Source organism: Panacagrimonas perspica (assembly GCF_004364935.1).
Taxonomy (GTDB): domain Bacteria; phylum Pseudomonadota; class Gammaproteobacteria; order Nevskiales; family Nevskiaceae; genus Panacagrimonas; species Panacagrimonas perspica.
This window is the reverse complement of sequence record NZ_SOBT01000010.1, coordinates 426,369-444,115: the sequence shown is the minus strand read 5'-3', so window position 1 is coordinate 444,115 and position 17,747 is coordinate 426,369. Positions and strand designations below refer to the sequence as shown.

The window sequence follows — 17,747 nt, the reverse complement described above, 5'->3', positions numbered from 1 at the left end:
TAGATTGCGGGTCCCCTGCAACAACCCCGGACCCGGCCATGAACGACCTCTCGATCCCCGCGAAGCTGACGCCCTACAAGACCGCCCACAAGGTGCGTTTCGTGACGGCCACCAGCCTGTTCGACGGGCATGACGCGTCGATCAACATCATGCGCCGCATCATCCAGGGCTCCGGCGCCGAGGTGATCCACCTCGGGCACAACCGCTCGGCCGGCGAGATCGTCAACGCCGCGCTGCAGGAAGACGCCCACGGCATCTGCATCACGTCGTACCAGGGCGGGCACATCGAATTCTTCAAGTACATCGTCGACCTGCTGCGCCAGAACGGCGGCGAGAACATCAAGGTCTTCGGCGGTGGTGGTGGCGTCATCGTGCCGGCGGAAATCCGCGAGCTGATGGCCTATGGCGTGACGCGTATCTACTCGCCCGAGGACGGCGCGACGATGGGCCTGCAGGGCATGATCAACGACCTGCTCTCGTCCAGCGACGCGGACCTGACGGCTGCGGCGCCCAAGTCCGAGAAGGTCGCGCAGATCCTGAAGTCGGGCGATCGTCGCGAACTCGCGCGCATCATCACCGCGCTCGAAGGCGGCACCTACGGCGACAAGCTCAAGGCCGAGCTGATCGAGCAGGCCAAGGGCCTGAAGATTCCGGTGCTCGGCATCACCGGCACCGGCGGCGCCGGCAAGTCCTCGCTGACCGACGAACTGATCCTGCGCCTGCGCCTGGACCAGGAAGACAAGGTCAAGGTCGCCGTGATCTCGATCGATCCTTCGCGCAAGCGCACCGGCGGCGCGCTGCTGGGCGACCGCATCCGCATGAACGCGATCGAGTCCGACAACATCTACATGCGTTCGCTCGCCACGCGCGACACCGGCATGGAGATCTCGGCAGCGCTTCCGGAAGTGATCGCGGCCTGCAAGCTGTCCGGCTTCGACCTCGTCATTGTCGAGACCTCGGGCATCGGCCAGGGCGACGCGGCGATCGTGCCGTTCGTGGATCTGTCGCTGTACGTGATGACGCCGGAATTCGGCGCCGCCTCGCAGCTCGAGAAGATCGACATGCTCGACTTCGCCGACTTCGTGGCCATCAACAAGTTCGACCGCAAGGGCGCCGAGGACGCGCTGCGTGACGTGCGCAAGCAGTACCAGCGCAACCGCGAGCTGTTCATGAAGTCGCCGGACACGATGCCGGTGTACGGCACGATGGCGGCGCGCTTCAACGATGACGGCGTGACCTCGCTGTACCAGGCGATCCTGCCGCGCCTCGCCGAGAAGGGCCTGAAGCCGGCCCCCGGCAAGCTGCCGGTGGTCAAGGTCAAGAGCAGCAGCGGTGGCCGCGCGATCGTGCCGCCGGAGCGCGCGCGCTATCTCGCCGACATCGCCGACAACGTGCGCGGCTATCACAAGGAAGTGGCGGCGCAGGCGCGCGTGGCGCGCGAGCGCCAGTCGCTGCAGACGGTCAAGGAACTCATGGAGCGCGCCGGCAAGCCGGTGGCCGGCTTCGACGAGATGATCTCGGCCAAGGACGGCGAGCTGATGCCGGCGGCGCGCAAGCTGCTGAAGGAATGGCCGGCGATGCAGGCGGCGTACTCGGCGGACGAGTTCGTCAGCAAGGTACGCGACAAGGAAATCCGCACGAAGCAGACCAGCGACTCGCTGTCGGGTACGAAGATCCGCAAGGTCTCGCTGCCGCGCTACGAGGACGAGGGCGAGACGCTGCGCTTCCTGATGAAGGAGAACGTGCCGGGTTCTTTCCCGTACACGGCCGGCGTGTTCCCGTTCAAGCGCGAGGGCGAGGATCCGACGCGCATGTTCGCCGGTGAGGGTGACGCCTTCCGCACCAACCGCCGCTTCAAGCGCGTGTCCGAAGGCATGCCGGCGCATCGCCTGTCGACCGCGTTCGACTCGGTGACGCTGTACGGCTGGGACCCGGATCTGCGTCCGGACATCTACGGCAAGATCGGCAACTCCGGCGTGTCGATCTGCTCGCTCGACGACATGAAGGTGCTCTACGGCGGCTTCGATCTGTGTGCGCCGACCACGTCGGTGTCGATGACGATCAACGGACCCGCGCCGATGATCCTGGCCATGTTCATGAACACCGCGCTCGAGCAGCAGGTGGACAAGTTCAAGGCGAAGGAGAGCCGTGAGCCGAACGCCGAGGAGCTCGCCAAGATCAAGGCCTGGACGCTGTCCAACGTGCGCGGCACGGTGCAGGCGGACATCCTCAAGGAAGACCAGGGCCAGAACACCTGCATCTTCTCGACCGAGTTCGCGCTCAAGATGATGGGCGACATCCAGGAATACTTCGTCAAGAACAAGGTGCAGAACTTCTACTCGGTGTCGATCTCCGGGTACCACATCGCCGAGGCCGGGGCGAATCCGATCTCGCAGCTCGCGTTCACGCTCTCGAACGGCTTCACGTACGTGGAGTCGTACCTGGCGCGCGGCATGCACATCGACGACTTCGCGCCCAACCTGTCGTTCTTCTTCTCCAACGGCATGGACCCCGAGTACACGGTGATCGGCCGCGTCGCTCGCCGCATCTGGGCGGTGGCGATGAAGAATCGCTACGGCGCCAACGAGCGTTCGCAGAAGCTCAAGTACCACGTGCAGACCTCGGGCCGTTCGCTGCACGCGCAGGAGATGAACTTCAACGACATCCGTACCACGCTGCAGGCGCTGATCGCGATCAACGACAACTGCAACTCGCTGCACACCAACGCCTACGACGAGGCGATCACGACGCCGACCGAAGAGAGCGTGCGTCGTGCGATGGCGATCCAGCTGATCATCAACCGCGAATTTGGTCTGGCCAAGAACGAGAACTCGCTGCAGGGCAGCTTCATCGTCGACGAGCTGACCGATCTGGTCGAAGAGGCGGTGCTGCGCGAGTTCGAGGCCATCGCCGGCCGCGGCGGCGTGCTCGGTGCGATGGAGACCGGCTACCAGCGCGGCAAGATCCAGGAAGAGTCGATGCTGTACGAGCACAAGAAGCACGACGGCTCGCTGCCGCTGATCGGCGTCAATACGTTCCGCAATCCGAACGGCGATCCGGCGCTGGAGATGGTCGAGTTGCAGCGTTCGACCGACGACGAAAAGCAGAACCAGCTCACGCGCCTGAAGAGCTTCCAGGAGTCGAACGCGGCCGAGGGCAAGCAGGTGCTGCAGCGCCTGCGCCAGACCGTCATCGAGAACGGCAACACGTTCGAGGTGCTGATGGACGCGGTGCGCTGCTGCTCGCTGGGTCAGATCACGCAGACGCTGTTCGAAGTGGGCGGACGGTATCGCCGCAACATGTAAGCCGGGTCGGATGCGGACAGGCCCGGCATCGCCCTGCGATGCCGGGCTTTTTCATGGGCGGCGCGTGCAAGAGCGAGCTGCTCGCGACGCTTGCCGCCGCTGGCGCAGGCAAAAAAGGCTAACGCAAACGAGCAAAGGAAAAACAAGAAAGGACGCAAAGGGATCCTGGGCTCGAGCAAATAGGTTTTTGCTTCCTTTGCGTCCTTTCCTTTCCCTCTGCGCCTTTGCGCTAGCCGTATTTTTGCGGTCCGCAAGGGTCGCCAGGAAGCCGGCTTCTACGAGGGGAAAGTCAGTTCCGGCAGCGGTTGGAAATTGGTTGGAATCTCGTTGGAACAACGAGACGAAGTCGAGGAAGGCTCCGGGCAAAGTGTGTTCCGTGGCCGGGACGAAACCGGCCCATCAAAAACCCCAAACCCGATCACTGGAGAATCCCAATGTCCTTCCGCAAGCTCATCACCGCCGCCACGCTCGCCGCCGCCACCCTTTCCGGTTCGGTCCACGCCGCCGAACAGGCCAATGGCTTCACGCTCAACGGCTTTTCGCTCAATGGTTTTTCGCTGAACGGTTTCTCCCTCAACGGCTTCTCCCTCAATGGCATGAAGATGAACGGCTTCACGCTCAACGGCATGAAGATGAACGGCTTCACGGTCAACGGAATGAAGATGAATGGCGACGCCTGGAACGGAACGGAAGCCGCCGCCACTGCCAAGTCCGCCACGATCCTGGCCGTCACGCTGCCGGAGTGAGGATCCTGCGACGTCCCTCCCTGCCGCAAGCGACCGTCCCGCGCCGAAACCGGCGTGGGACGTCTTGTTCCCGGACAGCGTCGCGGGTCCGATCCATGGCAGGCTCGCCGCGAGCCCATGACGGCGTGCGCCAGGATGCCGGGTCGTACCGCATGAGCGCAGCAGGGCCGGAAGGGGAGGCTTTCGCATGACCCAGGATTCATCCGATTCGACGCGCGAGGCGCGCCGCATCGAGCAGCTCGAGGCCGACGTCGCGCGGCTCAACGGCTTGCTGAACGCCATCCCTGCCGTGGTGATGGAGATCCACCACAAGCCTGGCGGCGTGCCGGTCCACCGCTACCTCTCGATCGGCGACCGTTTCCCGCAGGACCTCGTGGTGAAGCGCGCGGAGCTCGAGGCCGACTACCGGCGCTACTACCAGATTATGCACCCGGACGATCTCGTCATCACGCGCCAGCGCGTCATGGGCACGCCGCCGCCGCCGGGACACGGCATCCGCGAGCTGCGGCTGCTGCGTGAGTCGGGCGGCTACTACTGGGTCCGCGTCGACTCGTTCACGCGCGTCGAGTCCGACGGCACGCACGTCACCAACCTGGCCACCTTCATCATCGACGACGTCAAGCAGCTGCAGGCCGAGCTGGCGGCGGCGCGGGAGTCGGCCGACGCCGCGAACCAGGCGAAGTCGGCGTTTTTAGCCAACATGAGCCACGAAATTCGCACGCCGATGAACGCGATCCTTTCGTTCGCCTACCTCGGTCTGCGTACCGGAGCGGCGCCGAAGCCGCGGGACTATTTCGCGAAGATCGAAACCTCCGCACGCGCGCTGCTCGAGCTGATCAACGATGTGCTCGACCTGTCGAAAGTCGAGGCCGGCCGGCTGGAACTCGATCCCGGACCGTTCGCGCTGTCGCAGGTGATCGACAATCTCGAGAGCGTCCTGGGCCTGCGCGCGCAGGAGAAGGGGCTGTCCCTGAGGCTCGACGTGGATGGGCGCGTGCCGCCGGCGCTGGTCGGCGATGCGCTGCGGCTCGGGCAGGTGCTGCTGAATCTGGGCGGCAATGCGGTGAAGTTCACCGAGCAGGGTTCGGTGGTCGTGAGGATCGCGCCTGTCGAGGAACCGCGGCCCGGCGCGGTGACCCTGGCGTTCTCGGTGCAGGACACCGGGATCGGCTTGTCGCCGGAACAGGCGGCCAAATTGTTCGCGCCGTTCACGCAGGCCGACGCCTCCACGACGCGCAAGTACGGCGGCACCGGCCTGGGCCTGTCGATCTCCAAGCGCCTGGTCGCGCTGATGGGCGGCGACCTGCGCGTCGAGAGCGTCGCCGGACAGGGCAGCACCTTCGGTTTCGAGGTCACGCTCGACGTGGCGCGCGAGGACGACCTGCCGGCGCCGCAGCGGACCGCGGAGCAGGTCGATCTTTCGGGCTTGCGCGTGCTGGTCGTCGACGACCACGAGGCGAACCTCGAAGTCGCACGCGACCTGCTGCAATCGGCGGGGGTGGACGTGGTGCTGGCCCGCTCGGGCCCGGAGTCGATCGAGGCGGTGGCGCGGGAACGCTTCGACGCCGTCTTCATGGACATGCGCATGCCCGGGATGGACGGCATCGAGGCCGCGCAGACGATCCGCGCCGCCGAGCGCGGCACACGCGTGCCGATCGTCGCGCTGACGGCGAACGTGATGTCGCCTGACCGCGAGCGCTGCCTGATGGCGGGCATGGACGACTTCGTGGGCAAGCCGATCGACGTCGATGAGATGTTCGCGGCGCTTGCGCGCGTGACCGGGCGTGGCGATTCCCTGGTCGCCCGTCCGCCGGCGCCGGTCGTGGCCGCGCCGGCCGATCACGATTTCGAGCATGCGCGGGCCGGCGTGGCCCGCTCGCCGGGCCTGTACGGGCGGCTTGCGAGTCGTTTCCTGCACGACGACGACCCGGTCAGCCATCTGCGATCCCTGGTCGAGGCCGGCCGCGACGCCGACGCGACCATGGCGGCCCATCGGCTCAAGGGATTCGCCGCGCAGGTCGGTGCGCTGCGGGTGGCGCGCCTGGCGGGCGACGCGGAGCTGGCGCTGGCCTCCTCGCGCCGGCTCGACGCGACCGGACTCGATGCGACCGGACTCGATGCGCTCGAGGCCGCGATGCGCGAAGCGCGCGCACGCCTTGCCGATCTGCTCCAGACGGCGTCGCAGGAACCCGCGTCGGCCGGAACGCCGCAGCGGGAGGCGCTGGTGCGACGGCTGGAGCAGGAACTGGTGGACGACGAGGACGCTGCCTGGGACACGTTCGAGGCCTTGCGGGCGGCGACGCCTCCGGCCGGACGCGAGTCACTGGAGGCGCTCGGCCAGAAGATCGCGTTCCTCGACTACGACGGGGCGCTCGACCTGCTTCGCGGCCTGAACGGCTGAAGTTCGATGACCGACGAGCCCCGGTAGACTTGCGTCATGCGGCCTACGATCCATCTCGTCGACGACGATTCTGCCCTTCGCGAATACCTGGGCGGTTACCTTCGCGACGTCGGCTTCGACGTCCGCACCTTCCCCAGCGTCGCGTCATTCCGTGCGGCGTCGGCTTCGGGCCTTCCCGACATCGTGATCACCGACCTGCTGATGCCGGACGAGGACGGGCTGGCCCTGCTGTCCTGGGTCCGCAACTTCTCGAACGTGCCGGTGATCATGCTCACGAGCCAGGACGACAGTTCCGATCGCGTCGTCGGCCTGGAGCTCGGCGCTGACGACTACCTGGCCAAGCCCTGCCAGCCGCGCGAACTGCTGGCTTGTGTGCGCACGCAGCTGCGCAGGCTCAAGGCGATGGCGGCGCCATTGACGGCCCCTGTACCCGCCGCGGCCGCGGAAGGGCCGTTCCGCTGGACCGTCGCCCAACACGTGTTCGATGAGCGTTCGCTGGAATTGCGGGTCAACGGCGAGCGCGTGGAACTGGCGCGCAAGCCGCTCGAGCTGCTGATGGTCTTCCTGCGGCATCCCGGCGAGGTGCTGACCAAGGAGAAGCTGATCGAGACGGTGTGGCCGGGCCGCATCGTGTCCGACGCCTCGCTGACCAACGCGATGAGCCGGCTGCGCGCGGCGCTTCAGGACGAGCAGCAGGCGCTGATCAAGGTCGTGTACGGCTATGGATACCGGCTGGAAGTGAAGCCGGAACGGGGAGCGGCGTAGGCACGGCGATGTTTGGCGCCGTGCGCGAGGCCGCCCCGCCGCGAAGCGTCAGCTCGCGAGCAGTCTGCGCGCTGCCTTCAGGTGCGGAATGTCGTACATCTTGCCGTCGATCTGCACCGCGCCCGCGCCCGACTTGAACGCATCGATGATCTTCTGCGCCGTCGCGCGCTCGGCGTCGGTGGGCGTGAACGCCTCGTTGATGCCAGCGACCTGGTCGGGGTGGATCGCGATGCGACCGGTGAAGCCGTCGTAGCGCGACTGCAGGCAGGCCTTCTTCAGGCCCTCGGGATCCTTGAAGTTCACGTAGACGGTGTCGAGCACCTCCACGCCCATCGCGTGGCCGACGAGCAGGCACTGGTTGCGGGCGTACTCGTACATCGGGCGCCACGCACCTTCCGGCGTGCGCGGATCGCCGGCGCCCATCGCCGAGCTCAGGTCCTCGCCGCCCCAGGCGACGTGGCTGATGCGAGGGTGCGCCTGCTTGGCGATCTCGCCCATGCGCAGCATCGCCTCCGGCGTCTCGGTGATGATCGCGCAGACGCGGATCTGGCCCTGCGTGAGGCCGTGCTCGGCTTCGAGCGCGTCGAGGTAGTGGCCGAGGATCGCGACGTCCTCGGGGCCTTTGACCTTGGGAAACAGGATGCCGGCGGGACGTGCCGGCACCACCTTGGCGAGATCGCGCAGGATCTCGCCGGATGTCATGTCGTTGACGCGCACCCACATGCGGCTGCGGTCGGTCAGCGAGCCCAGGTACTGCTGCATCATTTCGCGAGCCTGTGGCTTGCGTTCAGGCAGTACGGCGTCTTCGAGATCCAGCACCAGCGCATCGGCGCCACAGCCGGCGGCCTTGGCCAGCTTCTTCTCGCTGTCCGCAGGGACGAACAGGATCGAACGCATCACGGGAAACTCCTTGAAAAGCGGGACGAGGTCGGTCGGGCAGGCGTGTCCGCGACCAGGCGCAGGAGCCGCTTGCGGGAGTCAGGACGGGGCCCTGGGGCCACGCATCCGCTCGGGGTGCCACTTCATTCTTCACATTCATCGAGCGGATTCCGCAGGCAGATTGCCTGCGGAATCCGTCGGAAACTATCGACGCCAGGGAAGCGAGTCGCGGAACCCCTCGTTCCCCCGGCGGCAGATCAGAGTGCCGCGTCCTTCAGCTTCTTCAGCGGACGCACCTTGACCTTGACGGTTGCCGGCTTGGCGGCGAACCACTGTTCTTCCTTCGTGAACGGGTTGATGCCCTTGCGCTTCGGCTTGGCAGGCACGCTCACCGAGGTGATCTTCAGCAGGCCGGGCAGCACGAAGGAGCCAGCGCCCTTCTTGCTGATCGAACCGGCGACGGCGCCTTCGAGGGCGGCGAGCACGGCGCGCACGTCCTTGGCAGCAACTTCGGCGGTTTCGGCGAGGTGGGCGACGAGGCCCGACTTGCTCAGTGCATCCTTGATGGGCTTGGGTGCAGCGGTCGTCTTCTTGCTCTTGGCCATTCTTTGATTTCCAGTAGTTGAACGGGAGTTCCGCGGGGTTCGGTGCGGTGCCCGGCGCGATATTTCGCGGGCAGGCGGAATGTAGTCCATGTCTGCGCTCACGCCAACGCCTATTTTCAGGCTTTTTTTGCGTTACGAAGGTTGCAATCTGTTCCGGCTTGGGTTCGCGAGCAGTCGACGTGAAAGAGGCGCTCGGGAAAAAGTCCCGAAGCGCCGCACAAGCATTGCGTCGCAGAACGCCGCATTCCCTAATCGCCGGCGTCGCGGCGGCCGTTGCGACGCCCATTGATCGGAGTTGCGCATTGGCGCGCAAGCCGGCACCAGACCGGAAGGGGAGAACATGAAATCGCACCTGAGGACGGCATCACTGCCGGCACTCATCCTGCTCGCGCTGATCGTCGCGGAGCCTGTAAAAGCCGAGAAAGTCGACACGATCGAGGTTTTCGCCGACGCGCCGATCGGCCCTGCGCACGGCGATGCACAACGCGCTATCGGCAACGCGCAGTCGCTGGATTCGGACGACATGACGCGTGCCGGACATCGTGCGATCGGCGATGCACTGCAGGATCTGGGCAGCGTGTTCAGCACCGATGCGACCGGCAATCCGTTCCAGCCGGACCTGTTCTATCGCGGCTATTCGATCTCGCCGCTGCTCGGTCTGCCGCAGGGTCTGGCCGTCTACCAGGATGGTGTGCGGGTCAACGAAGCCTTCGGCGACACCGTGAATTTCGACCTGATCCCGCTGATCGCGCTGTCACGCGCGGATCTGGTGCCCGGCTCGAATCCGGTCTTCGGCCGCAACACGCTGGCTGGCGCGCTCGCGCTGACGACCAAGACGGGCTTCGAGGCGCCGGGTCTGGGCGTCGTGATGAGCGGCGGCGAGTTCGGTCGTCGCAGCCTGAGCGCCGAATACGGCGTGGCGTCGAAGGATCTCGCGCTGTACGTGTCGGGCGAGACGTTCAGGGAAGACGGCTGGCGCGACCATTCCAACAGCCGTGCCTCGCGACTGTTCGCCCGCGGCACCTGGCTGCCGGACAGCGCCACGCAGCTCGACCTGAGCGTGAACAGCGCCGACAACCGCCTGCGCGGAAACGGCGCCGCGCCGCTGGAGCTGCTCGACGAGGAAGGTCGTGACGCGGTGTTCACGTACCCGGACGAGACCCGCCCGCGGCTCGCGCTCGTCAATCTGCACGGCAGCCGCAAGATGGACGGCGACGTCACCGTCTCGGCCGGCACCTACTACCGTCGCAACCGCACGCGCACCTTCAACGGTGACGGCACCGAATTCGAGGCCTGCGAGCAGCCGGGCAACGTGCCGTTCCTGTGCGAGGAAGAGGACGACGACGAGGAAGTCGTCGAGGACCTGGACGGCAACCCGGTGATCGCCGACGACGACAACGACTCGGCCACCCAGAATCGCAGCTACACCCGGCAGGAGACCTACGGCCTGTCCGCTCAGATCGAGAAGCCTTTCGGCGCGCATCGCGTCGTGGCCGGCGCCAGCGCGGATTTCGGCGCCATCAAGTTCGACTCGGACACCGAACTGGGCCGCCTGACCGATTCGCGCGGCACCGTCGGCAGCGGCATCTACGTGGGCGAGTCGGTGGTGGACGTGCACGCCGACAACGACAGCGTCGGCGTCTACCTGATGGATACCTGGCGCGCCACCGACCGGCTGGAAGTGGTTGCCGCCGGCCGCTGGAACCAGACGACGATCGAGTTGCGCGACCAGATTCCCGACGGGGATCTCTCCGGCAAGCACCGCTTCAGCCGCTTCAACCCGATGCTCGGCGCGAGCTTCGTGCTGGTGCCGCGCTGGACCGTGTTCGGCTCGGCCTCGCAGTCCACGCGCGCGCCCACGCCGGTCGAACTCACCTGCGCCAACCCGGACGATCCCTGCCGCCTGCCCAACGGTTTCGTCGACGATCCGCCGCTCGACGAGGTCGTCACCCGCACGGCCGAACTCGGCCTGCGTCACCGCGGCGAGAACTGGTCCGGCTCGGTCGCGGTGTTCCGCGCGGTCAGCAAGGACGACATCCTGTTCATCACCGACGGCAACCTGACCAACACCGGCTACTTCGACAACGTCGGCAAGACGCTGCGTCAGGGCGTCGAGCTGGGCGTCGACTGGCGCATCGGCGGCGGCTTCACGGCCGGCCTGCAGCTCACGGCGCTGACGGCGGAGTTCCGCGAGAACTTCCTCGTGAATTCGCCGAATCATCCGCTGCGCGACGAGGACGACGAGGATGTGCCGGACGCCTCCACGCGCCAGGTCAGCAAGGGCGATCGCATTCCGCTGATTCCGCGGTTGCAGGGTCGTGCCACGCTGGGCTGGAGCAACGAGCGCTTCGACTTCGGCCTGGAAGCGGTGGGACGTGGCAACAGCCGTTACCGCGGCGACGAGGCCAACGTGGATTCCGAGAAGGTCGACGGCTTCGTCATCGTCAATGCCGACGCGAGCGTGAAGCTGCTGCCGCAGCTGTGGCTGTTCGCGACGGTGGAGAACCTGTTCGACCGCGACTTCGAGACCTTCGGCGTGTACGGCGAGGGCGACGAGGTGCTGGGAGACGAGTTCGAGGACGCGCGACGCTTCGTCGGCGCCGGCGCGCCGCAGATGTTCGAGGCGGGCGTGAGGATGAGGTTCTAATCATCCCGTAGCCCGGACGAAGTCCGGGGTTCCCCTCGAATACGGAGCGCAACCCCGGACTTCGTCCGGGCTACGGATGCTTCGGCCCTGCGAACATTCCGGCGATCAGGATGGCCGAGCAGCCCAGCGCCCAGCTCGTCAGCCAGCCGACGTGGATCAGGGCCCCGGCCGCCAGCGGCGACACGATCAGCGTGATCGCCTGCAATGACTGCGTGACGCCGAACACCATGCCCTGTCGCGTCGCGGGCACGGCGTTGGAGATCAGTCCGAGCAGGGCCGGGCGCAACAGGCTGGTGGCGATGCCGCTCAGGCTCAATGCGATCACCAGCAGCGGCAGATCCTGCGCCACCGCCAGCACCGCGTAGCCGGCGGCGGCGACGGCAAAGCCGATCCGCACGACCTGCGCCTCGCCGCAGCGATCCACCAGCCGGCGCAGCACCAGCAGCTGCACGACCAGCCCCAGCGCACCGAGCCAGGCCAGCGCAAAGCCGACCTCGACGGCGCCGAACGGAGCGCCGTTCCACGTGAAGCGACGCTCGCTGAACAACGCGAAGCCCGACGTGAACATCCCGAACGCGGCGAGAAACGCGAACCACTGGGCCAGCCGTGGCGCGACGCCCGGTGTCGCGATCAGCTCGGCCGTGCGGATCGGCGGCGCAGCCGTGGCGGTGGGCCGCGTCGATGGCAGCATCAGCATCGTCACGACGATGCTGGTCGCCGCGAGCGCGGCGGCGGTCCATAGAGGAGTGTGCGGGCCGAACACGGACAGCAGCGAAGATCCTGCGGGGCCGACCAGGTATCCGAAGCCGAACGCCGCGGCGATCAGCCCGAATGCCGCGGAACGATCCTTCGGCGGCGTCACGTCCGAGATGTACGCCCGCGCGGCCAGCAGGTTGCCCGCGCTCAGGCCGTCGAGTGCACGGCCGATGAACAGCCACGTCAGCGAAGGCGCGATCGCCAGCATCACGAAGCCGAGCAGCGAACCGGCCTGCGAGAACAGCAGCACCGGCTTGCGCCCGAAGCGATCCGACGCGCGGCCCAGCAGCGGCCCGGTGAACAAGGCGAACACCGCGTAGGTCGCGATCAGCGCACCGACCGCGGCCGGACTCGCGCCGAGCGACTGCGCGTAGAACGGCAGTAGCGGGATCACGACCGTGAAGCCGAGCACGTCGATGAAGACGATCAGCGTGATCGGCAGCAGGGCGGACTTCTTCATCGTGATCCGGGAGGGCGAGGTGCGGACGATTCTGCGTGGTCGGTGAATTTCCTGACACCCGTACCGTAGCCCGGACGAAGTCCGGGGTTGCGCTCGGTATGCGAGGGGAATCCCGGACTTCGTCCGGGCTACGACGCTACGCCGATCGTTGACGCGATTGCTGCGGCCCGAGCCCGCGTGCTACATGCCCCGCATGAAAGCGCTGATCCTCGGTGCCGCCGCCGGCGGCGCCTTCCCGCAGTGGAACTCGAACGCCGCCGCCTGCAACCGTGCACGCAGCGGCGACCCGGCCGCGCCGGCGCGCACGCAGGCGTCCCTGGCAGTGAGCGCCGACGGCGCGCACTGGTTTCTCCTCAATGCCTCGCCCGACCTGCGCCAGCAGATCGAGAGCAACGCGGCATTGCAGCCCAGGCACGGCCTGCGTTCGACGCCGATCTCCGGTGTCGTGCTCACCGGCGGGGACGTCGATGCGATCGCCGGTCTGCTGACCTTGCGCGAGCGCCAGCCCTTCACCGTGTATGCCACACGCAAGGTGCACGACGTGCTCGCGTCGAATTCCATCTTCAACGTGCTGGCGGCGGACGTCGTGAAGCGCGACGTCATCGCCGTGGGCCAGCCGGTGACGCTGCGCCACGCGGACGGCGCGGACAGCGGCCTGACGGTGGAACTGTTCCCGGTGCCGGGCAAGGTGCCGCTGTATCTGGAGCAGGCCGATGGCAGCGCACCGCCGATCGTGCAGGGCGAGGACACCGTCGGGGCCGTCATCCGCGATGGCCGCTCGACGCTGTTCTACATCCCCGGCTGCGCCGCGATGAACGAATCGCTGGCCGCGCGCCTGCGCGGCGCCGAACTGGTGTTCTTCGACGGCACGCTCTACCGCGACGACGAGATGCTGCGCGCGGGGCTGGGAAGCAAGACCGGCGCACGCATGGGCCACATGAGCCTGAGCGGCCCGCAGGGCACGCTGGCCTCGTTCGCCGACCTGGGCGTGAAGCGGCGCGTGCTCGTGCACATCAACAATTCCAACCCGGTGCTGCTGGCCGATTCGCCGGAGCGGGCGGAGGTCGAGGCGGCGGGGTGGATCGTCGGGTATGACGGGTTGGAGATCGCGCTGGACTGAGTTGCGACAAACCGTCGTAGCCCGGACGAAGTCCGGGGCTTTCCTCTAAGACCGAGTGGCAACCCGGACTTCGTCCGGGCTACGGGGTGGTCAGGGCGTCGCTGACGGCACGTCCAAACTGCCTACCGACTTGGGCCAGGTGACGATGCCCCAGGGCAGCTTCTTGTCCTCGATGCGCTTGACCTCGGTCAGCGTCGTTGCGTCGATGACGACCACTTCGTTCGAGCGGCCGCAGGCGACGAGGATCTGCTTGTCGTCCGGCGTGAACGTGAAGTGCCAGCAGCGCGTGCCGGTGGGCACTTCCTTGATCGGCACGAGCGTCTTGGCGTCGAACACCTGCAGCGCCTTGCCGTGCGCCAGCGCGACGAACAGCCGCTCGCCCTTGCGATCGAACGCGACGCCGTAGGGCACGTTGCCGGTGGGAACGGTCTTGACCGGGTCGAACTTCTCGTCGAGCACGAGCAGCTTGTTGCCGTGCTCGAGCGTGGCGACGTACGACTTTCCATCCGGCGCCATCTTGATCCCGCGCGGACGCGGGCCGTGGGTCTTGGTGTCGATGGTCTTGATCAGCTTGCCGGTCTCGATCTCGTGAACCGTGATCGTGTCGTCGGCCTCGTTGGTGATCAGGATGTTCTTGCCGTCGGCCGAGAACTCGATGCCCTCGGTCTCCATGCCGCCCATGATCTTTCGGATGACCGTGCCCTGCTCGATGTCGACGACGGCGATCTGCGCGCGCTCGTCGTCGTCATCCTTCTCCTTGGCCTCGGCGCGCTTCTTCTCCAGCGCGAGCGCCTCCGGCGAACCCGGTGCCGGCGGCGGACCGCCCTCGGATTCCGGCTCGAAGGACACGAAGGCGTAGGCGCCGCGCACGCGCACGAACTCGGGGTTCTCGCCGATCGGCACCTGCCGTACGAGCTTGCCGGTCTCGCGTTCGATGACCGAGACGTTGCCCTCTTCGCGATTGGCGGTGATCAGGTAGCGGCCGTCCTCGCTGATGCCGATGCCGCGCGGGCTCGAGGCTCCGGGCGGAATGCCGCCGACGGTCTCCAGCGTCGCGAGGTCGATGACCGAGATCTCGCCTTCCTGGTTGCTTACGTAGGCGAGGCCCGCAGGTCCGCCCTTGGGCAGCGATGCGCCCGTCGCGGCCGCTGCCGATGCGGGTGCCGCCGGTGCGGTTGCGGGATCCGTCGCGGGCGGCGAATCGGGCTTGTTGCACGCGCTCATCGATACGGCGACCGTCACGAGAGCGAGCTTCACGAAACTGGGTTTCATCCTTCCTCCGGCATGCTGTGCGTCTTGGATTATCCCGCGTCGCGCAAGTTCAGCGACGCGCAGCGGGCTTCGCCGTGATCTCCGGACCGCGAACATCGCCGCGGAAAACAGATTCCGCGGCAGCGTAGCGACGGGGGTTCGGGAAAAAGTCCCGTGCCCGGATCGGGGCTCCTGCCAGCTCTGTGCGTCGACCCCATGTTACGGTCAACGTCCCCTGCGACCCACTGGAGCCACCATGAGCACTGCTGTCCGCGTCGTTGCACGACTGACGTCCAAGCCCGACAAGATCGAAGAGATGAAGGCGGTCCTGCTGGCCCTGATCGAGCCCACGCTCAAGGAAGCCGGCTGCAAGCGCTACGAGCTGCTGCAGAACAATGCGGATTCCGCGGACTTCACGTTCGTCGAGGAGTGGGAGAGCGGCGCTGCGCTCGACCTGCACATGACGCAGCCGCATCTGGTTGCGGCACTGGGCAAGGCCCGCGACCTGCTGGCCGGCGCCCCCGACGTTCGCCGTTACACGACGTTGCGCTGATCCACGCGCCTCGCGTGGCCGGGGATCTCCCGGCGTGAACGCACAACGCCGCCCCGGGGCATCCCGCGAGGCGGCGTTTTTGTTTCCGGGAGCGGGCAGCACCTGACGGTGGGTCCCTGACCGTACAAGGGCAGGGCCATCCTGCTGACGGAGGAACGGCCGCTGGCCGGGCGCCGCGGGAAACAGCAGCCGGTGTGGCAAAAACCCCTCTTTTCGCAGGTTTCCTGAACGGCCACGCCGGCTGCGAGCGGGCAGGCACCACTCTCGCGGATCCCCGATAGCCCCCCCATCGGGCTACCCGTCAGGACAGTGTTTTGTGCAGCGCGATGGGGCGTACTCTCGCATCCTCGCGAGCGTCGGGAAGAAATCCCGAACGGTGCTAACGTCCGGCGTCGCGGGCCGCTGATTCGGGCCACGCCGGACAGCAACCTTATAAAAATTTCGGAGGAGCAAACCGATGAACCAGTCCACACGCGGGAAGACGTCGTCACGACATCTCCCGGCCCTGATCGCTGGCTGCGCCATGCTGCTCTTGGCGGGAACGGCCTCCGCAGCGGGCGTCACGGACGCGATGATTTCCAACGACGCCACGTCGACCAACGACGTGCTGACGGTGGGCCTGGGCCAGAGCGGCCAGCGCTTCAGCCCGCTGACGACGATCAACGCCGACAACATCGGCGACCTCGTGCCGGCGTGGACGTTCTCGTTCGGCGGCGAGAAGCAGCGCGGCCAGGAAACGCAGGCGCTGGTCTACAACGGCAAGATGTTCATCACCGGTTCGTACTCGCGCCTGTGGGCGCTCGACGTCAAGACCGGCAAGCGCCTGTGGGCCTACGAGCACCGCCTGCCGGACGGCATCATGCCGTGCTGCGATGTGGTCAACCGCGGCGCCGCGCTGTACGACAACCTGGTGATCTTCGGCACGCTCGACGCGCACCTCGTGGCGCTGAACATGGACACCGGCAAGGTCGTCTGGAACGAGACGCTGGGCGACTACAAGGCCGGCTACTCGTACACGGCGGCTCCGCTGATCGTGAAGGGCAAGGTCATCACCGGCGTGTCCGGTGGCGAGTTCGGCATCGTCGGCCGCGTCGATGCGCGTGACGCCAAGACCGGCAAGCTCGTGTGGTCGCGTCCGACCGTCGAAGGCCACATGGGCACGCTCAACGGCAAGGACAACGGCATCACCGGCAAGCTCAATGCGAGCTGGCCCGGCGACATGTGGAAGTTCGGCGGCGCCGCCACCTGGCTGGGCTGCACCTACGGCGCGGACGTGAACCTCGTCTATTGCGGCACTGGCAACCCGGCGCCGTGGAACGCCCACCTTCGTCCGGGCGACAACCTCTACTCGACGTCGACGCTCGGCATCGACGCCGACAAGGGCGTCATCAAGTGGAGCTACCAGAGCACGCCGAACGACCACTGGGATTTCGACGGTGTGAACGAGTTCATTCCGTTCGACATGAAGGACAGCTCGGGCAAGGTCGTGAAGGCCGGCGCCAAGGCCGACCGCAACGGCTTCTTCTACGTGCTGGATCGCACCAACGGAAAGCTGCTGAACGCCTCCCCGTTCGTCACCAAGCAGACCTGGGCCAGCGGCGTGGACCTGAAGACCGGTCGTCCAATCGAGTCGAAGAACAATCGCCCGGGTGATCCGTCCGCGGCCGAGAAGGGCGAGTCGGTGTTCTCGGCGCCGTCGTTCCTCGGCGGCAAGAACTGGATGCCGATGGCCTACAGCGCGCAGACCGGCTACTTCTACGTGCCGGCCAACGAGTGGGGCATGGACATCTGGAACGAGCCGATCACCTACAAGAAGGGTGCGGCGTATCTGGGTGCCGGCTTCAACATCAAGCCGCTGTACGACGACTACATCGGCGCGCTGCGCGCCATCGATCCGGCCACCGGCAAGATCGTCTGGGAATACAAGAACGACTCGCCGGTCTGGGGTGGCGTGATGACCACCGCCGGCAACCTCGTGTTCATGGGCACGCCGGACGGCTACTTCAAAGCCTTCAACGCCAAGACGGGCGAAGTGCTGTGGAAGTTCCAGACCGGTTCGGGCGTGGTCGGCCAGCCGGCCACCTGGGAACAGGACGGCGAGCAGTTCATCGCCATCGCGTCGGGCTGGGGCGGAGCGGTGCCGCTGTGGGGTGGAGACGTGGCCAAGAAGATCAAGGACATCAGCCAGGGCGGCATGATGTGGGTCTTCAAGCTGCACAAGTCGGCCGCGCCCGCCGTTGCTAAGAATTAGTACAGCTT

12 protein-coding genes are annotated in these 17,747 nt (G+C 66.7%); 8 read left to right on the top strand and 4 right to left on the bottom strand.

The features are described from left to right. Window positions 1-38: 38 nt before the first annotated feature. The 4 genes from icmF to DFR24_RS18830 all read left to right on the top strand — a co-directional run bounded on the left by icmF (window position 39) and on the right by DFR24_RS18830 (window position 7,217). Window positions 39-3,305 (top strand): fused isobutyryl-CoA mutase/GTPase IcmF, encoded by a 3,267-nt coding sequence (gene icmF / locus DFR24_RS18845; RefSeq protein ID WP_133882952.1) that lies wholly within the window; start codon window positions 39-41, stop codon window positions 3,303-3,305. 434 nt (window positions 3,306-3,739) lie between these two features. Beyond that, the gene (locus DFR24_RS18840) at window positions 3,740-4,051 is read left to right on the top strand and encodes a hypothetical protein (protein WP_133882951.1); all 312 of its coding nucleotides are present in this window, start codon (window positions 3,740-3,742) and stop codon (window positions 4,049-4,051) included. Window positions 4,052-4,238: 187 nt separating this feature from the next. After that, complete coding sequence (locus tag DFR24_RS18835) at window positions 4,239-6,452, top strand: response regulator (RefSeq protein ID WP_133882950.1); 2,214 nt, start codon at window positions 4,239-4,241, stop codon at window positions 6,450-6,452. 36 nt (window positions 6,453-6,488) lie between these two features. Further along, on the top strand, window positions 6,489-7,217 hold the full coding sequence (locus DFR24_RS18830; protein ID WP_133882949.1) for a response regulator transcription factor: 729 nt from the start codon (window positions 6,489-6,491) through the stop codon (window positions 7,215-7,217). A gap of 48 nt (window positions 7,218-7,265) precedes the next feature. Here DFR24_RS18830 and DFR24_RS18825 read toward each other — a convergent pair whose 3' ends face one another. Together DFR24_RS18825 and DFR24_RS18820 are read right to left on the bottom strand one after the other, a co-directional pair. Next, the gene (locus DFR24_RS18825) at window positions 7,266-8,114 is read right to left on the bottom strand and encodes an HpcH/HpaI aldolase/citrate lyase family protein (protein WP_133883136.1); all 849 of its coding nucleotides are present in this window, start codon (window positions 8,112-8,114) and stop codon (window positions 7,266-7,268) included. A 239-nt stretch (window positions 8,115-8,353) separates the two neighbouring features. After that, the gene (locus DFR24_RS18820) at window positions 8,354-8,701 is read right to left on the bottom strand and encodes an HU family DNA-binding protein (protein ID WP_133882948.1); all 348 of its coding nucleotides are present in this window, start codon (window positions 8,699-8,701) and stop codon (window positions 8,354-8,356) included. Window positions 8,702-9,041: 340 nt separating this feature from the next. On the opposite strand from DFR24_RS18820, the gene DFR24_RS18815 reads away from it, so the two are divergent. Further along, window positions 9,042-11,348 carry a TonB-dependent receptor gene (locus DFR24_RS18815; protein WP_133882947.1) on the top strand — a complete coding sequence of 769 codons (2,307 nt, stop codon included), beginning with the start codon at window positions 9,042-9,044 and terminating at the stop codon, window positions 11,346-11,348. Between the two features lie 70 nt (window positions 11,349-11,418). Here DFR24_RS18815 and DFR24_RS18810 read toward each other — a convergent pair whose 3' ends face one another. After that, window positions 11,419-12,564: an MFS transporter gene (locus tag DFR24_RS18810; protein ID WP_133882946.1), complete on the bottom strand. Its 1,146-nt coding sequence runs from the start codon at window positions 12,562-12,564 to the stop codon at window positions 11,419-11,421. 193 nt (window positions 12,565-12,757) lie between these two features. On the opposite strand from DFR24_RS18810, the gene pqqB reads away from it, so the two are divergent. After that, complete coding sequence (gene pqqB, locus DFR24_RS18805; protein ID WP_133883135.1) at window positions 12,758-13,684, top strand: pyrroloquinoline quinone biosynthesis protein PqqB; 927 nt, start codon at window positions 12,758-12,760, stop codon at window positions 13,682-13,684. 90 nt (window positions 13,685-13,774) lie between these two features. Here pqqB and DFR24_RS18800 read toward each other — a convergent pair whose 3' ends face one another. Next, window positions 13,775-14,956 carry a cytochrome D1 domain-containing protein gene (locus DFR24_RS18800; RefSeq protein WP_133882945.1) on the bottom strand — a complete coding sequence of 394 codons (1,182 nt, stop codon included), beginning with the start codon at window positions 14,954-14,956 and terminating at the stop codon, window positions 13,775-13,777. A 235-nt stretch (window positions 14,957-15,191) separates the two neighbouring features. Here DFR24_RS18800 and DFR24_RS18795 point away from each other — a divergent pair, with 235 nt between their 5' ends. After that, window positions 15,192-15,488 (top strand): putative quinol monooxygenase, encoded by a 297-nt coding sequence (locus DFR24_RS18795; protein WP_133882944.1) that lies wholly within the window; start codon window positions 15,192-15,194, stop codon window positions 15,486-15,488. A 457-nt stretch (window positions 15,489-15,945) separates the two neighbouring features. After that, window positions 15,946-17,739 carry a PQQ-dependent methanol/ethanol family dehydrogenase gene (locus DFR24_RS18790; protein ID WP_133882943.1) on the top strand — a complete coding sequence of 598 codons (1,794 nt, stop codon included), beginning with the start codon at window positions 15,946-15,948 and terminating at the stop codon, window positions 17,737-17,739. Window positions 17,740-17,747: the final 8 nt, after the last annotated feature.

Coding starts and splice junctions, on each gene's coding strand:
- DFR24_RS18810 (WP_133882946.1), bottom strand. CDS start 12,564: ATGAAGAAGTCCGCCCTGCTGCCGATCACGCTGATCGTCTTCATCGAC.
- DFR24_RS18830 (WP_133882949.1), top strand. CDS start 6,489: ATGCGGCCTACGATCCATCTCGTCGACGACGATTCTGCCCTTCGCGAA.
- DFR24_RS18815 (WP_133882947.1), top strand. CDS start 9,042: ATGAAATCGCACCTGAGGACGGCATCACTGCCGGCACTCATCCTGCTC.
- DFR24_RS18795 (WP_133882944.1), top strand. CDS start 15,192: ATGAGCACTGCTGTCCGCGTCGTTGCACGACTGACGTCCAAGCCCGAC.
- DFR24_RS18835 (WP_133882950.1), top strand. CDS start 4,239: ATGACCCAGGATTCATCCGATTCGACGCGCGAGGCGCGCCGCATCGAG.
- DFR24_RS18840 (WP_133882951.1), top strand. CDS start 3,740: ATGTCCTTCCGCAAGCTCATCACCGCCGCCACGCTCGCCGCCGCCACC.
- DFR24_RS18825 (WP_133883136.1), bottom strand. CDS start 8,114: ATGCGTTCGATCCTGTTCGTCCCTGCGGACAGCGAGAAGAAGCTGGCC.
- icmF (WP_133882952.1), top strand. CDS start 39: ATGAACGACCTCTCGATCCCCGCGAAGCTGACGCCCTACAAGACCGCC.
- DFR24_RS18820 (WP_133882948.1), bottom strand. CDS start 8,701: ATGGCCAAGAGCAAGAAGACGACCGCTGCACCCAAGCCCATCAAGGAT.
- DFR24_RS18790 (WP_133882943.1), top strand. CDS start 15,946: ATGAACCAGTCCACACGCGGGAAGACGTCGTCACGACATCTCCCGGCC.
- DFR24_RS18800 (WP_133882945.1), bottom strand. CDS start 14,956: ATGAAACCCAGTTTCGTGAAGCTCGCTCTCGTGACGGTCGCCGTATCG.
- pqqB (WP_133883135.1), top strand. CDS start 12,758: ATGAAAGCGCTGATCCTCGGTGCCGCCGCCGGCGGCGCCTTCCCGCAG.